The organism is Klenkia sp. AC732 (genome assembly GCF_979256525.1).
Window position 1 is genome coordinate 1 of sequence record NZ_CEEDOS010000009.1, and the last position, 16,600, is coordinate 16,600.

Genomic DNA, 16,600 nt, shown 5'->3' on the forward strand with positions numbered 1-16,600 from the left:
GCGGTCTGGATGGGTAACGACAGCCCGAGCGACCCGATCGTGAACGCCAGTGGGGCGATCGTCTTCGGCTCCGGCCTCCGGTGCTGTCCCGCGGGCGGTGCCCCGGGGAGGAGGTCGACGGGCTGCGACGGCTCCATCGTCGCCGAGGGGAGCCGGGCGGGCGACCGGGGCGCCGGGTGGTCGGCGCGGGGTGGTCACCGTCACGCCCACCCGGTTGGACGCCCCAGGTGTCCGGGGGGTAACGTTCTCCTTGCGACGCGGGGTGGAGCAGCTCGGTAGCTCGCTGGGCTCATAACCCAGAGGTCACAGGTTCAAATCCTGTCCCCGCTACCACCACGAAGGCCCGGACTCCTCGGAGTCCGGGCCTTCGTCGCGTCCGAGGCCCTGTCGCGTCCGACGCCTTGTCGCGTGCCGGGCGGCGCAGGTGAGGGGTGCCGGGAAGGCGTCGGTCGCGCGGTGCGTTGGCGCGGACATGACGACACCGTCGGAGCCCACCGTCCGGGACGACCCGGAGCACAGCCGCTTCGAGATCCTGGAGGGGGACCAGCGGGTCGGCATCGCCGCCTACACCCGGGCCGGAGACCGCTGGACCTTCACCCACACCGAGGTCGAGACCGGCGACGAGCACCACGGCCTCGGCGGCCGGCTGGTCCGGGCCGCGCTGGACGACGTCCGGGCGGCGGGGGGCACCGTCGTCCCGCAGTGCCCGTTCGTGGCCGGGTGGATCGAGCGGCACCCCGAGTACCGCGACCTGGTCGCCACGGGCGCCTGAGGACCCGTCGATGACCAGCGACCCCCTCGCCGTGACCGCGCAGGACCACGTCTACGGGGATCCGCAGGCGCCGGTGACCGTGCTGGAGTACGGCGACTTCGAGTGCCCGTACTGCGCCGCGACGGCGCCGGTGCTGCGCGCCTTGGTCGACGGCTCCGGCGGCGGCGTCCGGCTGGTCTTCCGCCACTGGCCGCTGTACGACACGCACCCCTACGCGCTGACCGCCGCGCTGGCCGCCGAGGCCGCGGCCGACCAGGGTGCCTACTGGGAGATGCACCACCTGCTCTTCGCCCGTCAGGACCGGCTCACCGACGCCGACCTGGCCGGGTACGCCGAGGAGCTGGGCCTGGACCCGAACCGGGTGGTCGGGGAGGCCGCGCAGCCCCACGGGGACAAGGTGGAGGCGGACTTCGCGACCGGCGTGGCGCTGGAGGTGCCCGGCACCCCGACGGTCTTCATCGACGGTCAGCTGTTCTCCGGCCGCCCCGACCTGGCCTCGCTGCGCCGGGCGGTGGGCGCCGCCGGCCAGGGCGCCCGTGGGGCGGCGGGTGTGCCGTCAGACCCGGACGCCGGGCTCCAGCCAGGGGCGCGGGGGAAGCGCCGGTGGCTCGTCGGTCGCCGGCGAGCACAGCGGGAACCGCTCGCCCAGGGTGCGCAGCACGAGGGTGCCGATCACCGCTGCGGTCAGTGAGCCGACCAGGATCCCGATCTTGGCCTGCTCACGCAGCACCTCGTCGTCGAAGGCCAGGTCGGTGATGAACAGCGAGATGGTGAAGCCGATCCCGGCCAGGGTGGCGCCGGCCATGAGGTGCGACCAGCGGACCCCGCCGGGCAGCACGCCCCAGCCGGTCCGCAGCGCGAGCAGCGCGCCGGCGGTGATCCCGACGGCGTTGCCCACCACCAGGGCGACCGCGATGCCCAGGGTGACGGTCGAGGTGGCGGCGGCGCGCAGCGTCTCGGCGTCCAGCACGACGCCGGCGTTGGCCAGGCCGAAGACCGGCACCACCAGGTAGGCCGTGTAGCGGTGCAGGGACTCCTGCAGCCGCGCGTTGGCCGGCACGGTGGAGGCGACGGCGAGCTTGGTGGACCGTGCCTTGGAGGCGTCCGGGTCCTCCCGGAGGGCGCGGCCGAACGCCGCCGTCCGCTCGATCTCCTTGCGCGAGGGTGGCCGGGCCGGCAGCAGCAGACCCAGCACGACGCCGGCCAGCGTGGCGTGCACCCCGGACTCGTGCACGGCCAGCCACAGGGCGGTGCCGGTGAGCACGTAGGGCGTCAGCTTCCACACGCCGATCCACCGCAGCACGAGCAGCGCCACGACGAGCGCCCCGGCCACGGCGAGGGCGGGGAACGCGATCTCGTCGGAGTAGAACAGCGCCATCACGCCGATCGCGCCGATGTCGTCGACGATGGCCAGGGTCAGCAGGAACAGCCGCAGCCGGTCCGGGCACCGGGGGCCGAACAGCGCCAGCACGCCCAGCACGAACGCGGTGTCGGTGCTCATCACGATGCCCCAGCCGCCGGCGGCCTCCCCGCTGGGGTTGAAGGCCAGGTACACCAGCGCCGGGACGGCCAGCCCGCCGAGGGCGCCGAGGGCCGGGGCGGCGACCGAGCGCCGATCGCGCAGCTCGCCGGTCGCGACCTCGCGGGTGATCTCCAGGCCGACGACGAGGAAGAACAGCGCCATCGCGCCGTCGTTGACCCAGTGCCGCAGGTCCATGGACAGCTCGACGTCGCCGATGCCCAGGGAGGCCGTCGTCGACCAGAACGAGTCGTAGCCCGCGGCCCAGGGCGAGTTCGCCCAGGCCAGCGCGAGCAGCGTGCCCACGAGCAGCAGGGCCGACCCGCCGGCCTCGGTGCCCATGTACAGCCGGGACGACGGCGACAGCGTGGGGACCGAGACGCGCAGGGCGGGTCCGGGGCGGGGGGCCTGGGTCATGCGGGTGCCTCCCGGGGCGGTTGGACGGCGGTTCAGGGAGCCAACCCGGGGATCAGAGCACGTGTTCCCCGTACATCTCACCGAGCGGGTCGGCGATGAGCTCGATCCGGGCGCCGTCGGGGTCGCGGAAGTAGACGGAGACGCCGCTGTGCACGACGTGCTCGACCCCGGCTGCGGTGAGCTCCCCGACGAGGGCCTCCCAGCGGCTGGGCTCGACGCTGATCGCGACGTGGTGCAGCCCGCCCAGGACCTCGGCGTACGGGCCGACGTCCAGGCCCGGGAAGTCGAAGAAGGCCAGCAGGTTGCTGTTGCCGATGTCGAAGAAGAAGTGCGAGCTGCCGGGGTAGTCCCGGTTGTCGATGAGCTCGGTCAGCGGGAAGCCGAGCACGCCCTGGTAGAAGGCGATGGTCGCCTCGACGTCGCTGCTGATCAGGGCGGTGTGGTGCAGGCCGCGGGCGGTCGAGGCGGGACGCTCGCCGGCGGGACGCAGGTGCTGGTCGCGGATCCGGGCGCGGGTGGCCTCGATGGCGGTGAGGTCGACGGTCATGGGCGCCAGCCTGCGCCGTAGGATGGTGACGTGTCAACAACAGGTGGTGAGGCTGCACCGGTGACCTGGTTGGACGAGGAGCAGCAGCGGCTCTGGCGGCACTGGCTGCTGCTGAGCACCCGGCTCCCGGCGGCGCTGAACCGCCAGCTGCAGGCTGACAGCGACCTGTCGCTGGCCGACTTCGAGGTGCTGGTGCAGCTCTCGGAGACCCCGGGCGGGCGGGTGCGCACCCGCGACCTGGGGGCGGCCCTGGGCTGGGAGAAGAGCCGGTTGTCCCACCACCTCACCCGGATGGGCACCCGCGGGCTGGTCCGCCGCACCGGGGCCGCCGACGACGCCCGTGGCTCGGTGGTCGTGCTGACCGACGACGGGCGGTCCGCGATCGAGGCCGCCGCGCCGGGCCACGTGGAGACCGTGCGCGAGCTGTTCTTCGCCGGGCTCGGCCCCGACCAGGTCCGCGTGCTGACCGGGCTGACCGACGCGGTGCTGGCCCGGCTCCCCGACTGAGGCGGGTCAGGCCTCGACGGCGTCCGCGGTGTAGTCGACGCTGAACGGCAGTCCGCTGCAGTCGTCCCCGCCCTCCGCGGCGAGGGTGGGCCCGGCCACCGTCACCGTCACCGAGCCACCGGCGGGCACGGTCACCGGCGCCGGCAGCAGGTCCCCGGCCGGCAGGACCAGCTGGTCCACGCAGCCCGCCGCGGTGCCGCTGCCGATGCCGACGCGAACCGCGACCACCAGGAGCGGGACGCCACCCGGGTTGCCCAGGGTCACCGTCGCGTCCGCGGCCGGCGCGCCGGGCCACAGGTCGCCGGCGAGCTGGGCGTCGACCGTGACGGCGGCGGCGGTCGGGGCGGCGCCGTCGGAGGCAGCGGCGATCCCCCCGCCGACGGCGGTGAGGGCCAGGACGCAGGCGGCGGCGCGGAGCAGGGGGGCGAGCGTGCGGGGGTGGGACACGGGACTCCGGTCTCGAGCTGGTCCGGCCGGTGCGGCCGGGGTCTGTCTGCCCCGCGTTCGGTCCCCCCACGCCGGCGGGACGGGCCGCTCACCCCATCGGGTGGGGCACTCCGTGCCACGGCTGGTGTCCCGGTGTCGGACGTGTGACGGCGCTCTCGTCCCGGGTCGGGCCGCGGTCCAGTGGCGGGTCCAGTGGTGGGCCCAGGGGTCGTTGCGCGGTGGTGAACCGGGCGGCGAGGGACGTGGGCACCGCACGGCGTCGGGCCAGTGCGCCCGGCAGCCGGTGGACGGTGCCGGCCAGGGCCCGGGCTGCGCTGCGGTCCCGCAGCGATCGGCGGGCCAGCCCCAGCGTCCCGACGACGGCCGCCCGCAGCGGCAGACGCAACCAGACCACGAGCAGGTCGTTGCGGGTCTGCCGGGCCCAGCGCAGCGGTGTCACGTTCGAGGGACCGGGCGCGTGCCGGGCGACCACGTCGGCGCAGTACGCCAGCTGCCAGCCGGCGGCGGCGAGGTCCAGGGCCAGCAGGTGCTCCTCGCCGCCGAAGAACAGCAACCGGGAGAACCCGCCGGTGGCCAGGTAGGCCTCGCGCCGGACGACGGCGGCGAAGGCCGGGAAGCTCAGCGCGTCCGGTCCGGGGGACCCGGGGGAGCGGCCGACGGGGGCCCGGGCGAGCTTGCGGCTCACGGCGTCCTCCCGGCCCCCGGGCAGCAGCACCCGGGCCACGACCAGACCCAGGCGGGGGTGTGCGTCCAGCAGCTGCACGGCCCGGTCCAGTGCGCCGGGGTCCCACCAGGAGTCGTCGTCGGCGAAGGCCACGTACGGCGTCCGCGCGCGGCGCACGCCCTCGGTGCGGGCCGGGGCGCCGGTGTTGGCCGGCAGCCCCAGGACGGCGGCACCGGCCGCGCGGGCGGCGTCGGCGCTGCCGTCCCGCGAGCCGTTGTCGACCACGAGGACCTCCGGGCCCGGCGGGAGTGCCGCCAGCGTGCGCAGCAGCGAGTCCCGCCGGTCCCGGGTGGCGACGACGACGGACACCCGGTCGGTGAGCGCGGTGGAGGTCACCCGCGACCGGTGCCCGACGTCGCCGCCGGCACGCCTGTCAGGCGAGCATCTGCTCCAGGTCGGCCAGGAGGTCCTGGACGTCCTCGATGCCCACCGAGAGCCGGACCAGGTCGGCGGGCACCTCGAGGGCGGAGCCGGCGACCGAGGCGTGCGTCATCCGGTGCGGGTGCTCCACCAGGGACTCCACGCCGCCCAGGGACTCGGCGAGGGTGAACACCTGCGCGCGCTCGCAGACGGCCAGCGCCGCCTCCTCGCCGCCGCGCAGCCGGAACGACAGCATCCCGCCGAAGCCCGACATCTGCTTCGCCGCGATCTCGTGGCCGGGGTGGTCCGGCAGCCCGGGGTAGAGCACCGAGGAGACCGCCGCGTGGGAGGTCAGGAACTCCGCGACCTGGCCCGCGTTCGCCTGGTGCCGGTCCATCCGCACGCCGAGTGTCTTGATGCCGCGCATGACCAGCCAGGCGTCGAACGGGCCGGCGACCGCGCCCATCGCGTTCTGGTGGAAGGCCAGCTGCTCACCGAGCTCGGCGGTGCCGGCGACCAGTGCCCCGCCGACGACGTCGGAGTGCCCGCCCAGGTACTTCGTCGTGGAGTGCACGACCACGTCGGCGCCCAGGGTGAGCGGCTGCTGCAGGTAGGGCGAGGCGAAGGTGTTGTCCACCGCGAGCAGCGCGCCGTGCTCGTGGGCCAGCTGGGCCAGCGCGGCGATGTCGGCGATGCCCAGCAGCGGGTTGGTCGGCGTCTCGCACCAGACCAGCTTCGTGGTCGGCCGGAACGCGGCCCGGACGGCGTCCAGGTCACCGAGGTCGACCGGGGTGTGGTCGACCCCCCAGCGCTGCAGGACCTTCGAGATGAGCCGGAAGGTGCCGCCGTAGGCGTCGATCGGGATGACCAGGTGGTCGCCGGGGTCCAGCACCGTGCGCAGCAGGGCGTCCTCGGCGGCCAGCCCGGAGGCGAACGCCAGACCGGTGGCGCCCTGCTCCAGCGACGCCAGCGCGTCCTGCAGGGCGGTGCGGGTCGGGTTGGCGCTGCGGCTGTACTCGTAGCCCTGGCGCAGCCCACCGACACCGTCCTGCTTGTAGGTGCTGGTCAGGTGCAGCGGGACGACGACGGCGCCGGTGGTCGGGTCGGGCTCCTGCCCGGCGTGGATCGCCCGGGTGGAGAAGCCGTGCGTCGAGGCGGGGGAGTGCGGGTCGGTCATGCCGTCACCGTAGGAGCCACGGCGGCCGGGATGCCGGCGAGGTGACCGAGCACGTCCTGCCGGGTGACGACGCCGGCGGGCTTGCCGTCCTCGTGCACCAGCAGCGCGTCGGCGCCGCCGAGCGCGGCGACCGCGGCCGACACCGGCTCGCCCGAGCCGATGATCGGCAGCGGTGCGCTCATGTGCTTCTCCAGGGTGTCCGACAGGGCGGCCGCACCGGAGAACAGCGCGTCCAGCAGCGCCTTCTCCTCCACGGACCCGACCACCTCGCCGGCGGTGACCGGCGGCTCGGCCCGCACGACCGGCATCTGGGAGACGCCGTACTCGCGCAGGATGTCGATGGCCTCGCGGACGGTCTCGGTGGGGTGGGTGTGCACCAGGGCGGGCAGCGCGTCGCCGTCGCCGGACTTGGCGCGCAGCAGCTCGCCGACGGTCTCGCCGTCGGCGGCCTCGACGAAGCCGTAGTCGGCCATCCACTCGTCGTCGAAGATCTTCTTCAGGTAGCCGCGGCCGCCGTCGGGCAGCAGCACCACCAGCACGTCGTCCTTGGTCAGCCGCTCGGCCACCCGCAGTGCCGCGACCACGGCCATGCCGCAGGAGCCGCCCACGAGCAGGCCCTCCTCGCGGGCCAGCCGGCGGGTCATCGCGAAGGAGTCGCCGTCGGAGACGGCGACGATCTCGTCGGCCACGGTCTGGTCGTAGGTGGTGGGCCAGAAGTCCTCGCCGACCCCCTCGACCAGGTAGGGCCGGCCGGTGCCACCGGAGTAGACCGAGCCCTCGGGGTCGGCGCCGATGACCTTCACGGCCCCGCTGGAGGCCTCCTTGAGGTACCGGCCGACGCCGGAGATGGTGCCGCCGGTGCCGGCACCGGTGACGAAGTGGGTGACCCGGCCGTCGGTCTGGGACCAGATCTCCGGGCCAGTGGTCTCGTAGTGGCTCTGCGGGTTCGCCGGGTTGGAGTACTGGTCGGGCTTCCAGCCGCCGGGGGTCTCCCGGGCCAGCCGGTCGGAGACCGAGTAGTAGGACCGCGGGTCCGAGGGGTCCACGGCGGTCGGGCAGACCACGACCTGTGCGCCGTAGGCCCGCAGCGTGTTGACCTTGTCGGCCGAGACCTTGTCCGGGCAGATGAAGATGCACTTGTACCCGCGCTGCTGGGCCACGATGGCCAGCCCGACCCCGGTGTTGCCGCTGGTCGGCTCCACGATGGTGCCGCCGGGCTGCAGGGCGCCCGAGGCCTCGGCGGCGTCGATCATCCGGACGGCGATCCGGTCCTTCACCGACCCGCCCGGGTTGACGTACTCGACCTTGGCCAGCACCAACGGGGCGTCCGGGCCCAGGTGCTCGGTGACCTTGGTCAGACGCACGAGCGGGGTGTTCCCGATCAGGTCGACGACGGACTCGGCGTACTGCACGGGAGGTCCTCCAGGCGGTGGTGGGGCGGCCGGGGTCTCCGGTCCACCACCGACGATCCCACGGGCCGGGAGCAGGTGTCGGGGACAGGTGTCGGCCCCGGCGTCCCCGGGCAGGGGACGGTCATGACCTCGGTCCAGCAGCCCACCGCAGCACTGCCCGGCGGCGGCGCCATGCCGCTGCTGGGGTTCGGCACCTGGCAGATCACCGGCGAGGAGTGCGTGGACGCCGTCCGGGTCGCGCTGGCGTCGGGCTACCGGCACCTGGACACCGCCACGATGTACCGCAACGAGGCCGAGGTGGGCAGGGCGCTGGCCGACTCCGGCGTCCCCCGCGAGGAGGTCTTCGTGACCACGAAGCTGCCCCCGGAGCGGGCCTCGGCCGCCCGGTCGACGCTGGAGGCGTCGCTGGCCGCACTCGGCCTGGAGCAGGTCGACCTGTGGCTGGTGCACTGGTCCACCGGGGGCGACGACGTCGCGCTGTGGCGGGAGTTCGTCGCCGCGCGGGAGGCCGGGCTGGCCCGCGACATCGGCGTCAGCAACTTCTCGCCGGCCCAGCTCGACGAGCTCACCGACGCCACCGGGGTCACCCCGGCGGTGAACCAGGTGCGCTGGGCGCCCTCGCTCTTCGACGCCGACGTGCTCGAGGGCCACCGGCGGCGCGGGGTGGTGCTGGAGGGCTACAGCCCCTTCACGTCCACCGACCTGGACGACCCGGTGCTGGTCGAGATCGCCGGCGCGCACGGCGTCACGACCGCGCAGGTGGTGCTGCGCTGGCACCTGGACCACGGCGTCGTCGTCATCCCCAAGTCGGTCACCCCGGAGCGGATCGAGGCCAACGCCGACGTGCTGGGCTTCGCGCTGACCGCCGGCGAGCGCGACCGGGTGGACGGGCTGGCCGACCGGTGAGCAGGATCGGGGCATGACCACACCGATCAGCCGGCGCCGGCTCGGCGACCTGGACGTGTCCGCGCAGGGCCTGGGCTGCATGGGGATGAGCCAGTCCTACGGCACCGCCGACCGGGACGAGTCCCTCGCCGTGCTGGACCGGGCACTGGAAGTCGGGGTCACCTTCTGGGACACCTCCGACGTCTACGGGGACGGGCACAACGAGGAGCTGCTCGCCCAGCGTCTGCGCACCCGCCGCGACGACGTCCAGCTGGCCACCAAGTTCTCCCTCTCCCGAGACGCGGCCGGCGCGATGAGCACCGACGGCCGACCGGAGAACGTGCACGCCCGCTGCGAGGCCAGCCTGCGCCGGCTCGGCGTGGACACGATCGACCTGTACTACCAGCACCGGGTCGACCCGCAGGTGCCGATCGAGGACACCGTGGGGGCGATGGCCGAGCTCGTCGCGCAGGGCAAGGTCCGGTACCTGGGGCTGTCGGAGGCCTCGGCGGAGTCGGTCCGCCGGGCGGCGTCGGTGCACCCGATCACCGCCCTGCAGAGCGAGTGGTCGCTGTGGACCCGGGACCTGGAGAGCAGCGGCGTGCTCGCGGTGGCCCGCGAGCACGGCATCGGCATCGTGCCCTTCTCCCCGCTGGGCCGGGGCTTCCTCACCGGGGCGATCACCAGCCCCGCCGACTTCGGCGACGACGACTTCCGCAAGGACATGCCGCGCTTCCAGGGTGAGGCGTTCGCGGCCAACCTGCTCCTGGTCGACGCCGTCCGGGAGCTGGCGGCCGGCAAGGGGGTCACCGCCGGGCAGCTCGCGCTGGCCTGGGTCGCCGCCCAGGGCGCCGACGTCGTGCCCATCCCGGGCACCAAGCGCCGGACCTACCTGGAGGAGAACGCCGGGGCCGACGCCGTCGAGCTCACCGACGCCGACCTGGCCCGGCTCGAGGAGATCGCGCCGCCGGGCGCCGCCGAGGGCGGCCGTTACGCCAACGCCGGGTACGCCTACGGCGACAGCCCCGCCCGGTGAGCACCGTCCCGATGGGCTCGGACCCGCTGCGGTCCGAGGAGGTGGACCCCGGCTGCGGGGTCGCGCACGGGCACAGCCCCGCCGACCCCGCCCCCGACCGGGTGCTGGTGGCCGTCTTCGGGTCCCCGGTCGCGGCGGCGCTGCTCCGGCTGGCCGCCGAGTGCGGCTACCGGCCGGTGCTGGTGGAACCCGACGCCGGCCGCGAGGTCACCGGTCTGCCCGACGGCACGGTGCGGGTGGACTCCGTGCCCACGGTGCCCGACGAGCTCGCCGCCGCCGGTGCCGACGTCGTGGTCTGCGACCACCACCGCGAGGAGCTCGGCGTCGTGCTGCGGGACGCGCTGACCCGCCCGGTCCGCTGGGTCGGCGTCATGGGCAACCCGCACCACGAGGGCCCGCACGTCGCAGCGCTGGCCGCGCTCGGCGTCGGAGACGACGAGGTCGCCCGGGTGCACCGGCCGATCGGGCTGAACATCGGCAGCCGTGCCCCGGTGGAGATCGCCGTCTCCACGCTGGCCGGGCTGCTCGCCGACCGGAACGGCCGACCCGGCGGCTTCGACTTCTGACCGCCGCCGTGGACGTCGTGCTCGGGGTGGACCTGGGCACCAGTGGGCTCAAGGCCGTCGCGCTCGGTGTGGACGGTGCGGTGCTGGCGCAGGCCGAGCGCGGGTACTCCTCCGACGCGCCGCGCCCCGGCTGGGCGGAGACCGACGTCGCCGTCTGGCGGGGCGCCCTCGACGGTGCGTTGGCCGAGATGGTCCCGCTCCTGGCCGGGCACGCCGTCCGCGGGCTGGGGCTGGCCGGGCAGATGCACGGCCTGGTGCTCGTCGACGACGCGGGCACCGCGCTCGCCCCGGCGCTGCTGTGGCCCGACCAGCGCGCCGGGGGGCAGCTGGACCGCTGGCGGGCGCTGCCCGCCGACGACCGGGCTGCGCTGGCCAACCCGCTGGTGGCCGGGATGACCGGGCCCCTGCTGGCCTGGCTGGTCGACCACCGACCCGGGCTGGTGGCCCGGGCCGCGGCGGCGGTGCTGCCCAAGGACGCGCTGCGGGCGACCCTCGTGCCGGGCCCGGTGGTCACCGACCGCAGCGACGCCTCGGCCACCCTGCTCTGGGACGTGCCGGGGGACTGCTGGTCGGCCCCGGCGGTCGCCGCGGCCGGGGTGGGTCTCGACCTGTGCCCGAGGGTCAGCCCCGCGCACGAGGTGGTGGGCACCGCCGCACTGCCCGGCGCCCTCGCCGGGGTGCCCGTCGTGGTCGGCGGGGCGGACACCCCGCTGGCCTGGCTGGCCACCGGGAGCGCGACCGTCCAGGTCAACCTGGGCACCGGTGTCCAGCTGCTGCGCCCGGTGTCCAGGCCCCGGCCGGTCGCCGACCCCGTCGTCCACACCTACGCCGACGCTGCAGACGGCTGGTACGCCATGGCGGCGCTGCAGAACGGCGGCCTCGCCTGGGACTGGGTGCGGGGGGTGCTCGGCATGGACTGGCCCGAGCTGCTCGCCACCCTGGACACCTCGCCGCCCGGTGCCGGCGGGGTCGCCTTCGCGCCCTGGCTGACCGGTGAGCGCGGCGGCGTGGCCGGCCCGGCCGACCGCGGCGCCTGGACCGGGCTGCACCCGGGCACCACCCGCGCCGACCTGGGCCGGGCGGCGTTGGAGGGCGTGGCCGGGGCGATCGCCGCGGCTGCCGACCTGCTGGACCCGCCCGCGGACGACACCCCGGTGGCGCTCACCGGCGGGGGTGCCCGCACCCCCGCGGTGCAGCAGCTGGTCGCCGACGCGCTGGGCCGGCCGGTCCGGCACGTCGGCGTGCGCAGCTCCTCGGCCACCGGGGCGGCCCTGCTCGCCGCCCGCGGGGTCGGTCTCGACGTCGTCCCGCGACGGTCCACCGGGCCGGTCGTGGACCCCCGCGGTCACCGGGCGGAACGCCCGGGGACGTGCCAGCGTTGACATCCTCGATCGGACCCGACCGGTGGTCCCAGCACGGAGGAGGGACGCGCGACATGGCGCTCGTCGACAAGATCATGAAGTTCGCCAAGAGCCCCCAGGGGCAGCGGGCGATCCGGCAGGCCACGGACAAGGCCCAGCAGTTCGCCAAGGACCCGAAGAACCGCGCCAAGATCGACGACGTGCGTCGTCGTCTGCAGGGCGGCGGGGGCAGTGGCGGCCGGGGGACCGGCGGCCGGTCCCTCTGAGCACCCGGTCCCTCTGAGCACCCGGCGGCGCTCGTCCCCTCAGCGGGGGGCGAGCGCTGCCAGCACGTCGGCGTGCAGGTGGCCGTTGGTGGCCACCGCGTTGCCCCCGGCCGGTCCCGGAGTCCCGGACAGGTCGGTGAACGTGCCCCCGGCCTCGCGGACGATGACGTCGAGGGCGGCGATGTCCCACAGCGACACCTCGGGCTCGCAGGCGATGTCCACGGCGCCCTCGGCCAGCATCGTGTAGCTCCAGAAGTCCCCGTAGGCACGGGTGCGCCAGACCGAGCGGGTCAGGTCCAGGAACCCGTCGAGCCGGTCGCGCTCCTCCCAGCCGGACAGGCTCGAGTAGGACAGCGAGGCGTCGGCCAGGGTGTCCACGCCCGAGACGTGGCAGCGGGTGGCGGACTCCAGCCGGCGGCCGGTGTAGGCCCCCACCCCGGCGGCGGCCCACCAGCGGCGGCCCAGTGCCGGGGCGCTGACCATGCCCACGACCGGCACGTCGCCGTCGAGCAGGGCGATGAGCGTGGCCCAGACCGGCACGCCGCGGACGAAGTTCTTGGTGCCGTCGATCGGGTCGACCACCCACCGGCGAGCACCGTGGCCGGTGGTGCCGAACTCCTCGCCCTGGACGGCGTCCCGGGTGCGGGTGCGGGCCAGCGAGCTGCGCAGCTGCTGCTCCACCGCACGGTCGGCGTCGGTGACCGGGGTCAGGTCGGGCTTGGTGTCGACCACCAGGTCCTGGGCCTTGAAGCGGTCCAGGGAGATCGCGTCGGCCTGGTCGGCCAGCACGTGCGCCAGCTGCATGTCCTCGGTGAAGCCCCGCGTCCCCGTCATGGGGCGACGGTAGCGGGCTGGTGCGTCGGGGTGGTCCGCCGTGGACCTGGGCTCGGTCGTCACGGCGGTGCGGTCGGTCGGTGGGCTCAGTGGAAGACCGCGGCCTCCACGTCGGTCGGGCCGTCGTACTGCTGGTCGTCCAGACCGCGCAGGGCCTCCAGGACCTCGTCACCTCCTCCCTGGGACTCGGCGTGGCCGACCAGGTCGTCCTTGGACGCCGGGTACTCGATCCCCTGCAGGGCCTTCTGGATGTCGATGGGACTCACCATGAGCGCCCGCTACCCGACGCCCCCGGGTCGATGCCCGGCTACCGTCGGCAGCGTGCAGAAGGGTCCCGACGCCGCCAAGCTGGTCGGCCTGCTCGCCGACGACGCCCGGTTGGCGGTGGTCGCCGCACTCGCCCTGGGCGCGGGTGACCACGCAGCGGTGGCGACGGCGACGGGTCTCTCGCAGACGGAGGTCGCGCTGGCCGCCCGGCGGTTGGGCCGGGCCGGCCTGGTGGAGCGGGACGGCGCGGCGCTGACCCTGCGCCGGGAGGTGTTCGGGGCGGCGGCCCGGGCCGCGGGGGAGTCGGCCCCACCGCCGGTGCCGCTGTCGGCGGACCCGGTCCAGGACGCCGTGCTGCAGGCGTTCGTGCGGGACGGCCGGCTGACCTCGATCCCGTCGCACCGGACCAAGCGACGGGTGGTGCTCGAGCACCTCGTCGCGGTGTTCGAGCCGGGCCTGCGCTACCCCGAGCGGGAGGTCAACGCGCTGCTGGCCGTGTGGCACCCGGACACCGCGGCCATTCGCCGGTACCTGGTCGACGAGGGTCTGCTCAGCCGGGACGCCGGTGTCTACTGGCGCAGCGGCGGCCCGGTCGAGGTCTGAGCCGACGCACCGCACAGCAGCGCCTCGACGTCGCCGATCGGGGCCGGGCGGTGGAAGTGGAAGCCCTGTGCGTAGAGGCAACCCAGCGTGCGCAACAGGTCGGCCTGCTCCTGGGTCTCCACGCCCTCGGCGACCAGCTGGAGCCCCAGGGCGTCCGACAGCGCCATGATGCTGCGCATCAGCCGGGCCCGGCGGGTCGAGGTGGTGAGCGCGGAGACGAACGAGTCGTCCAGCTTGAGGAAGTCCGCCGGCAGGGTGTCCAGCCGGGCCAGGGACGAGTAGCCGGTGCCGAAGTCGTCGATGGCCACCGAGAGGCCCTGGGCGCGCATCCGCTCCAGGGTGGCGACGGCGACCGGCGACTCGGCCTCGAGCAGGTTCTCGGTCACCTCCAGCACGGTGGACCCGGCGGGCCACCCCGCGTCGGTCAGGGCGGCCGTGACCAGGTCGGGGAAGGCGGGGTCGCACAGCTGGTGGCCCGAGACGTTGACGGTGAGCAGCAGCCGCCGTCCCGTGCGGGCGTGCAGTGCGGCGAGGTCCCGGCAGGCGGTGCGCAGCACGTGGGCACCCAGTGCGCCGATGAGGCCGCTGTCCTCGGCCATCGGCACGAACCGGCCGGGGGACACCGCCCCGAGTCTCGGGTGCGACCAGCGCACGAGTGCCTCGACACCCACCACGGCGCCGTCGGCCACGGTGACGATGCCCTGGTAGTGCACCGCCAGACCGGACGCGACCGGGTCGCCGGCCAGGGCGGTGGCGAGCTCGGCGGCCAGCGGGTCGGGGCCGGAGTCGTCGAGCACGCTGCGGCCACGGCCGGCGGCCTTGGCCTGGTAGAGCGCCCGGTCGGCCCGGCGCATGAGCTGGGAGGCGGTCTCCCCGGGCTGCAGCTGGGTCACCCCGCAGGACAGGCCCACCTCGGGGCAGGCGTGACGGAGCTGCTCCACGAGGGCCAGGGCGACGGGGCCGGTGGAGTCCGGCAGCAGCAGCGAGAACTCGTCCCCGCCGTGCCGGGCCAGCACCGCGCCGGCCGGCAGCGCCGGGCCCCACCGGGTGGCGACCAGCCGGAGCAGGTCGTCACCGGCACCGTGGCCGTGGGCGTCGTTGACCGCCTTGAAGTGGTCGATGTCCAGCAGCGCGGCCGACAACGGGTCTCCACTGCGCGCGGTGGCCAGCAGCAGGGCCTCGACCGTCTCGTCGAACCGGCGGCGGTTGGCCAGCCCGGTCAACGGGTCCCGGCCGGCGCTGGAGGCCCGGCGCACCAGGTCACCGACGACCACCGCCACCGCGACGCAGACCAGGACGAGCGCCAGGGCCACCGACACCGGGACGTCCGGGCGCACCAGCAGCACACCGGCGCCGGCGGTGAGCGCACCCACCAGCTGCAGCACCGCGCCCACGCCGGCGAAGTAGAAGAAGGAGTCCAGGGTGACGAAGACCATCAGCCCGGCCAGTGCCGTGGCCGTGGCCGGGTCGGGCGCCAGCAGTGAGGCGGCGGCGATCAACACGGTGCCGGCGGCCACCAGCAGGTGGTAGACGCCCCGGCCCAGCAGGCGGCCCCACCGCAGGCAGCCCACGCCGGTGACGAGGGAGACCAGCCCGATCGCGAGCAGGGCCAGGCCGGTGGGGGAGCGGTCCAGGTGGTCCACCGCCGCGACGGTCACCGTTGCACCACCGGCGCAGTACAGGGAGCCGGTCACCGCGGCCATCACCCGGGGGGTGGCGACCTCGGGTGGTCGGGGCAGCAGTCGGCGCACGGGGAAGAGATCGGCACGATCCTGTTCCGCTTGAGTGGACGGGTGGGATCCGGGCGGGACCTGCCCCCCGGGGGTGAGCGGCAGGGCCGCCGGCTCACCAGTTCGGCGTCTGGGTCACCGCGGCGACCAGGCGACGGAAGCTGCCCAGCCGCTCGGCCCGGGCCGGTGGACCCTCGGCGGCCCAGTCGTCCAGCGCACAGTCGGGGTCCTCGGCGGTGTGCCCGCACAGCGGCGGGCAGTCCCGGGCGACCTCGGCCAGGTCGTCGAAAGAGGCCAGCACGTCGGCCGGGTCGGTGTCGGCCAGCCCGAAGCTGCGGATGCCCGGGGTGTCGATGACCATCCCGCCGTGGGGCAGGTCCAGCAGCACCGCCGAGGACGACGTGTGCCGGCCCTTGCCCACCTTGCTCACCCCGCCGGTCGCCCGGTACGCGTCGGGGACCAGCCGGTTCACCAGGGTGGACTTGCCCACCCCGGACTGGCCGACGAAGACCGAGATCCGGCCGTCCAGGCGCGGCTCCAGCTCGTGCAGGTCGGTGTCCCGGGAGACCGCGATCGCCTCGACCTCCAGCCCGGCGTAGCGGGCCAGCAGCTCGTCGGGGCTGCCCAGGTCGGCCTTGGTCAGGCACAGCAGCGGGGTCAGTCCGCCGGAGAACGCCGCCACCAGGCAGCGGTCCAGGAACCCCACGTGCGGTTCGGGGTCGGTGATCGCGGTGACGACGACGAGCTGCTCGGCGTTGGCGACCACCACCCGCTCGGTGGGGTCGGTGTCGTCGGCGGTGCGGCGCAGCGTGGTGGCCCGGGGCTCGATGACCACGATGCGGGCCAGGGTGTCGGTGCGCCCGCTGGTGTCCCCGACGAGGCGGACCCGGTCGCCGGTGACCACGCCGTGCTTGCCCAGCTCGCGGGCCCGCATGGCGGTCACCTCGACCTGGCCGCCGTCGTCGGGGTCCTGCACCCGCACGGTCATCCGGCCGCGGTCGACCCCGACGACCAGCCCGGGGACGGCGTCGTCGTGGCTGGGCCGGGTCCGGGTGCGTGGCCGGGACCCACGCCGGCCGGGACGGACCCGGACGTCGTCCTCGTCGGAGCGGCTGTCGAACGTGCGGCCCGACATCAGCGGCCGCCCGTCCGGGACGGGCGGGGGGAGGG

18 protein-coding genes, 1 tRNA gene and 1 pseudogene are annotated in these 16,600 nt (G+C 75.1%); 10 read left to right on the forward strand and 10 right to left on the reverse strand.

What is annotated here, in order from left to right:
* The first annotated feature begins 256 nt into the window (after positions 1–256).
* The 3 genes from AC0IVP_RS05815 (at position 257) to AC0IVP_RS05825 (ending at position 1,463) form a co-directional block, all read left to right on the forward strand.
* Positions 257–333 (forward strand) — tRNA-Met (locus tag AC0IVP_RS05815).
* 139 nt (positions 334–472) lie between these two features.
* The gene (locus AC0IVP_RS05820; protein ID WP_471755208.1) at positions 473–772 is read left to right on the forward strand and encodes a GNAT family N-acetyltransferase; all 300 of its coding nucleotides are present in this window, start codon (positions 473–475) and stop codon (positions 770–772) included.
* Positions 773–782: 10 nt separating this feature from the next.
* Entirely contained in the window at positions 783–1,463 is a 681-nt protein-coding gene (locus AC0IVP_RS05825) for a DsbA family protein (protein ID WP_471755210.1), read from the forward strand.
* 24 nt (positions 1,464–1,487) lie between these two features.
* Here AC0IVP_RS05825 and nhaA read toward each other — a convergent pair.
* Positions 1,488–2,708 (reverse strand): annotated as a pseudogene (gene nhaA, locus AC0IVP_RS05830) (Na+/H+ antiporter NhaA); the annotation flags it as partial.
* A gap of 52 nt (positions 2,709–2,760) precedes the next feature.
* Positions 2,761–3,255: a VOC family protein gene (locus AC0IVP_RS05835; protein WP_056288614.1), complete on the reverse strand. Its 495-nt coding sequence runs from the start codon at positions 3,253–3,255 to the stop codon at positions 2,761–2,763.
* Positions 3,256–3,315: 60 nt separating this feature from the next.
* Between AC0IVP_RS05835 and AC0IVP_RS05840 the strand changes: the two genes are divergently transcribed.
* Positions 3,316–3,762 carry a MarR family winged helix-turn-helix transcriptional regulator gene (locus AC0IVP_RS05840; RefSeq protein ID WP_056288610.1) on the forward strand — a complete coding sequence of 149 codons (447 nt, stop codon included), beginning with the start codon at positions 3,316–3,318 and terminating at the stop codon, positions 3,760–3,762.
* 6 nt (positions 3,763–3,768) lie between these two features.
* Here the strand turns inward: AC0IVP_RS05840 and AC0IVP_RS05845 are convergent, their stop codons facing one another.
* The 4 genes from AC0IVP_RS05845 to AC0IVP_RS05860 all read right to left on the reverse strand — a co-directional run bounded on the left by AC0IVP_RS05845 (position 3,769) and on the right by AC0IVP_RS05860 (position 7,882).
* Complete coding sequence (locus tag AC0IVP_RS05845; RefSeq protein WP_471755212.1) at positions 3,769–4,209, reverse strand: hypothetical protein; 441 nt, start codon at positions 4,207–4,209, stop codon at positions 3,769–3,771.
* A gap of 88 nt (positions 4,210–4,297) precedes the next feature.
* On the reverse strand, positions 4,298–5,269 hold the full coding sequence (locus AC0IVP_RS05850) for a glycosyltransferase family 2 protein (protein WP_471755214.1): 972 nt from the start codon (positions 5,267–5,269) through the stop codon (positions 4,298–4,300).
* Positions 5,270–5,306: 37 nt separating this feature from the next.
* The gene (locus AC0IVP_RS05855) at positions 5,307–6,470 is read right to left on the reverse strand and encodes a cystathionine gamma-synthase (protein ID WP_056288603.1); all 1,164 of its coding nucleotides are present in this window, start codon (positions 6,468–6,470) and stop codon (positions 5,307–5,309) included.
* A complete protein-coding gene (locus AC0IVP_RS05860; protein ID WP_471755216.1) occupies positions 6,467–7,882 on the reverse strand; it encodes a cystathionine beta-synthase in 1,416 nt (471 codons plus the stop codon). The genes AC0IVP_RS05855 and AC0IVP_RS05860 overlap by 4 nt, the downstream gene beginning before the upstream one ends.
* A gap of 123 nt (positions 7,883–8,005) precedes the next feature.
* On the opposite strand from AC0IVP_RS05860, the gene AC0IVP_RS05865 reads away from it, so the two are divergent.
* Genes AC0IVP_RS05865 through AC0IVP_RS05885 form a run of 5 tightly spaced genes read left to right on the forward strand, consistent with a single transcriptional unit; the run spans position 8,006 to position 11,996 of the window.
* Positions 8,006–8,788, forward strand: a complete 783-nt coding sequence (locus AC0IVP_RS05865; RefSeq protein ID WP_471755218.1) for an aldo/keto reductase — start codon at positions 8,006–8,008, stop codon at positions 8,786–8,788.
* Positions 8,789–8,801: 13 nt separating this feature from the next.
* A complete protein-coding gene (locus AC0IVP_RS05870) occupies positions 8,802–9,803 on the forward strand; it encodes an aldo/keto reductase (protein ID WP_471755220.1) in 1,002 nt (333 codons plus the stop codon).
* Positions 9,800–10,369 (forward strand): XdhC family protein, encoded by a 570-nt coding sequence (locus tag AC0IVP_RS05875; protein WP_471755222.1) that lies wholly within the window; start codon positions 9,800–9,802, stop codon positions 10,367–10,369. The genes AC0IVP_RS05870 and AC0IVP_RS05875 overlap by 4 nt, the downstream gene beginning before the upstream one ends.
* 8 nt (positions 10,370–10,377) lie before the next feature.
* Positions 10,378–11,751 (forward strand): FGGY family carbohydrate kinase, encoded by a 1,374-nt coding sequence (locus AC0IVP_RS05880; protein WP_471755224.1) that lies wholly within the window; start codon positions 10,378–10,380, stop codon positions 11,749–11,751.
* 53 nt (positions 11,752–11,804) lie between these two features.
* Positions 11,805–11,996 carry a hypothetical protein gene (locus AC0IVP_RS05885; protein WP_056288586.1) on the forward strand — a complete coding sequence of 64 codons (192 nt, stop codon included), beginning with the start codon at positions 11,805–11,807 and terminating at the stop codon, positions 11,994–11,996.
* Positions 11,997–12,035: 39 nt separating this feature from the next.
* Here AC0IVP_RS05885 and hisN read toward each other — a convergent pair whose 3' ends face one another.
* Both hisN and AC0IVP_RS05895 read right to left on the reverse strand, forming a co-directional pair.
* Positions 12,036–12,830 (reverse strand): histidinol-phosphatase, encoded by a 795-nt coding sequence (gene hisN, locus AC0IVP_RS05890; protein ID WP_056288583.1) that lies wholly within the window; start codon positions 12,828–12,830, stop codon positions 12,036–12,038.
* Between the two features lie 86 nt (positions 12,831–12,916).
* Positions 12,917–13,099: a DUF2795 domain-containing protein gene (locus AC0IVP_RS05895; RefSeq protein WP_056288580.1), complete on the reverse strand. Its 183-nt coding sequence runs from the start codon at positions 13,097–13,099 to the stop codon at positions 12,917–12,919.
* Between the two features lie 52 nt (positions 13,100–13,151).
* Between AC0IVP_RS05895 and AC0IVP_RS05900 the strand changes: the two genes are divergently transcribed.
* Positions 13,152–13,700 (forward strand): DUF2087 domain-containing protein, encoded by a 549-nt coding sequence (locus AC0IVP_RS05900; protein ID WP_471755226.1) that lies wholly within the window; start codon positions 13,152–13,154, stop codon positions 13,698–13,700.
* On the opposite strand, the gene AC0IVP_RS05905 is transcribed toward AC0IVP_RS05900, so the two are convergent.
* Together AC0IVP_RS05905 and rsgA are read right to left on the reverse strand one after the other, a co-directional pair.
* Positions 13,667–15,451: a putative bifunctional diguanylate cyclase/phosphodiesterase gene (locus tag AC0IVP_RS05905; RefSeq protein WP_471755228.1), complete on the reverse strand. Its 1,785-nt coding sequence runs from the start codon at positions 15,449–15,451 to the stop codon at positions 13,667–13,669. The two genes, AC0IVP_RS05900 and AC0IVP_RS05905, sit on opposite strands and share 34 nt — an antisense overlap.
* Before the next feature lie 94 nt (positions 15,452–15,545).
* On the reverse strand, positions 15,546–16,565 hold the full coding sequence (rsgA, locus tag AC0IVP_RS05910; protein ID WP_471755231.1) for a ribosome small subunit-dependent GTPase A: 1,020 nt from the start codon (positions 16,563–16,565) through the stop codon (positions 15,546–15,548).
* Positions 16,566–16,600 lie beyond the last annotated feature (35 nt).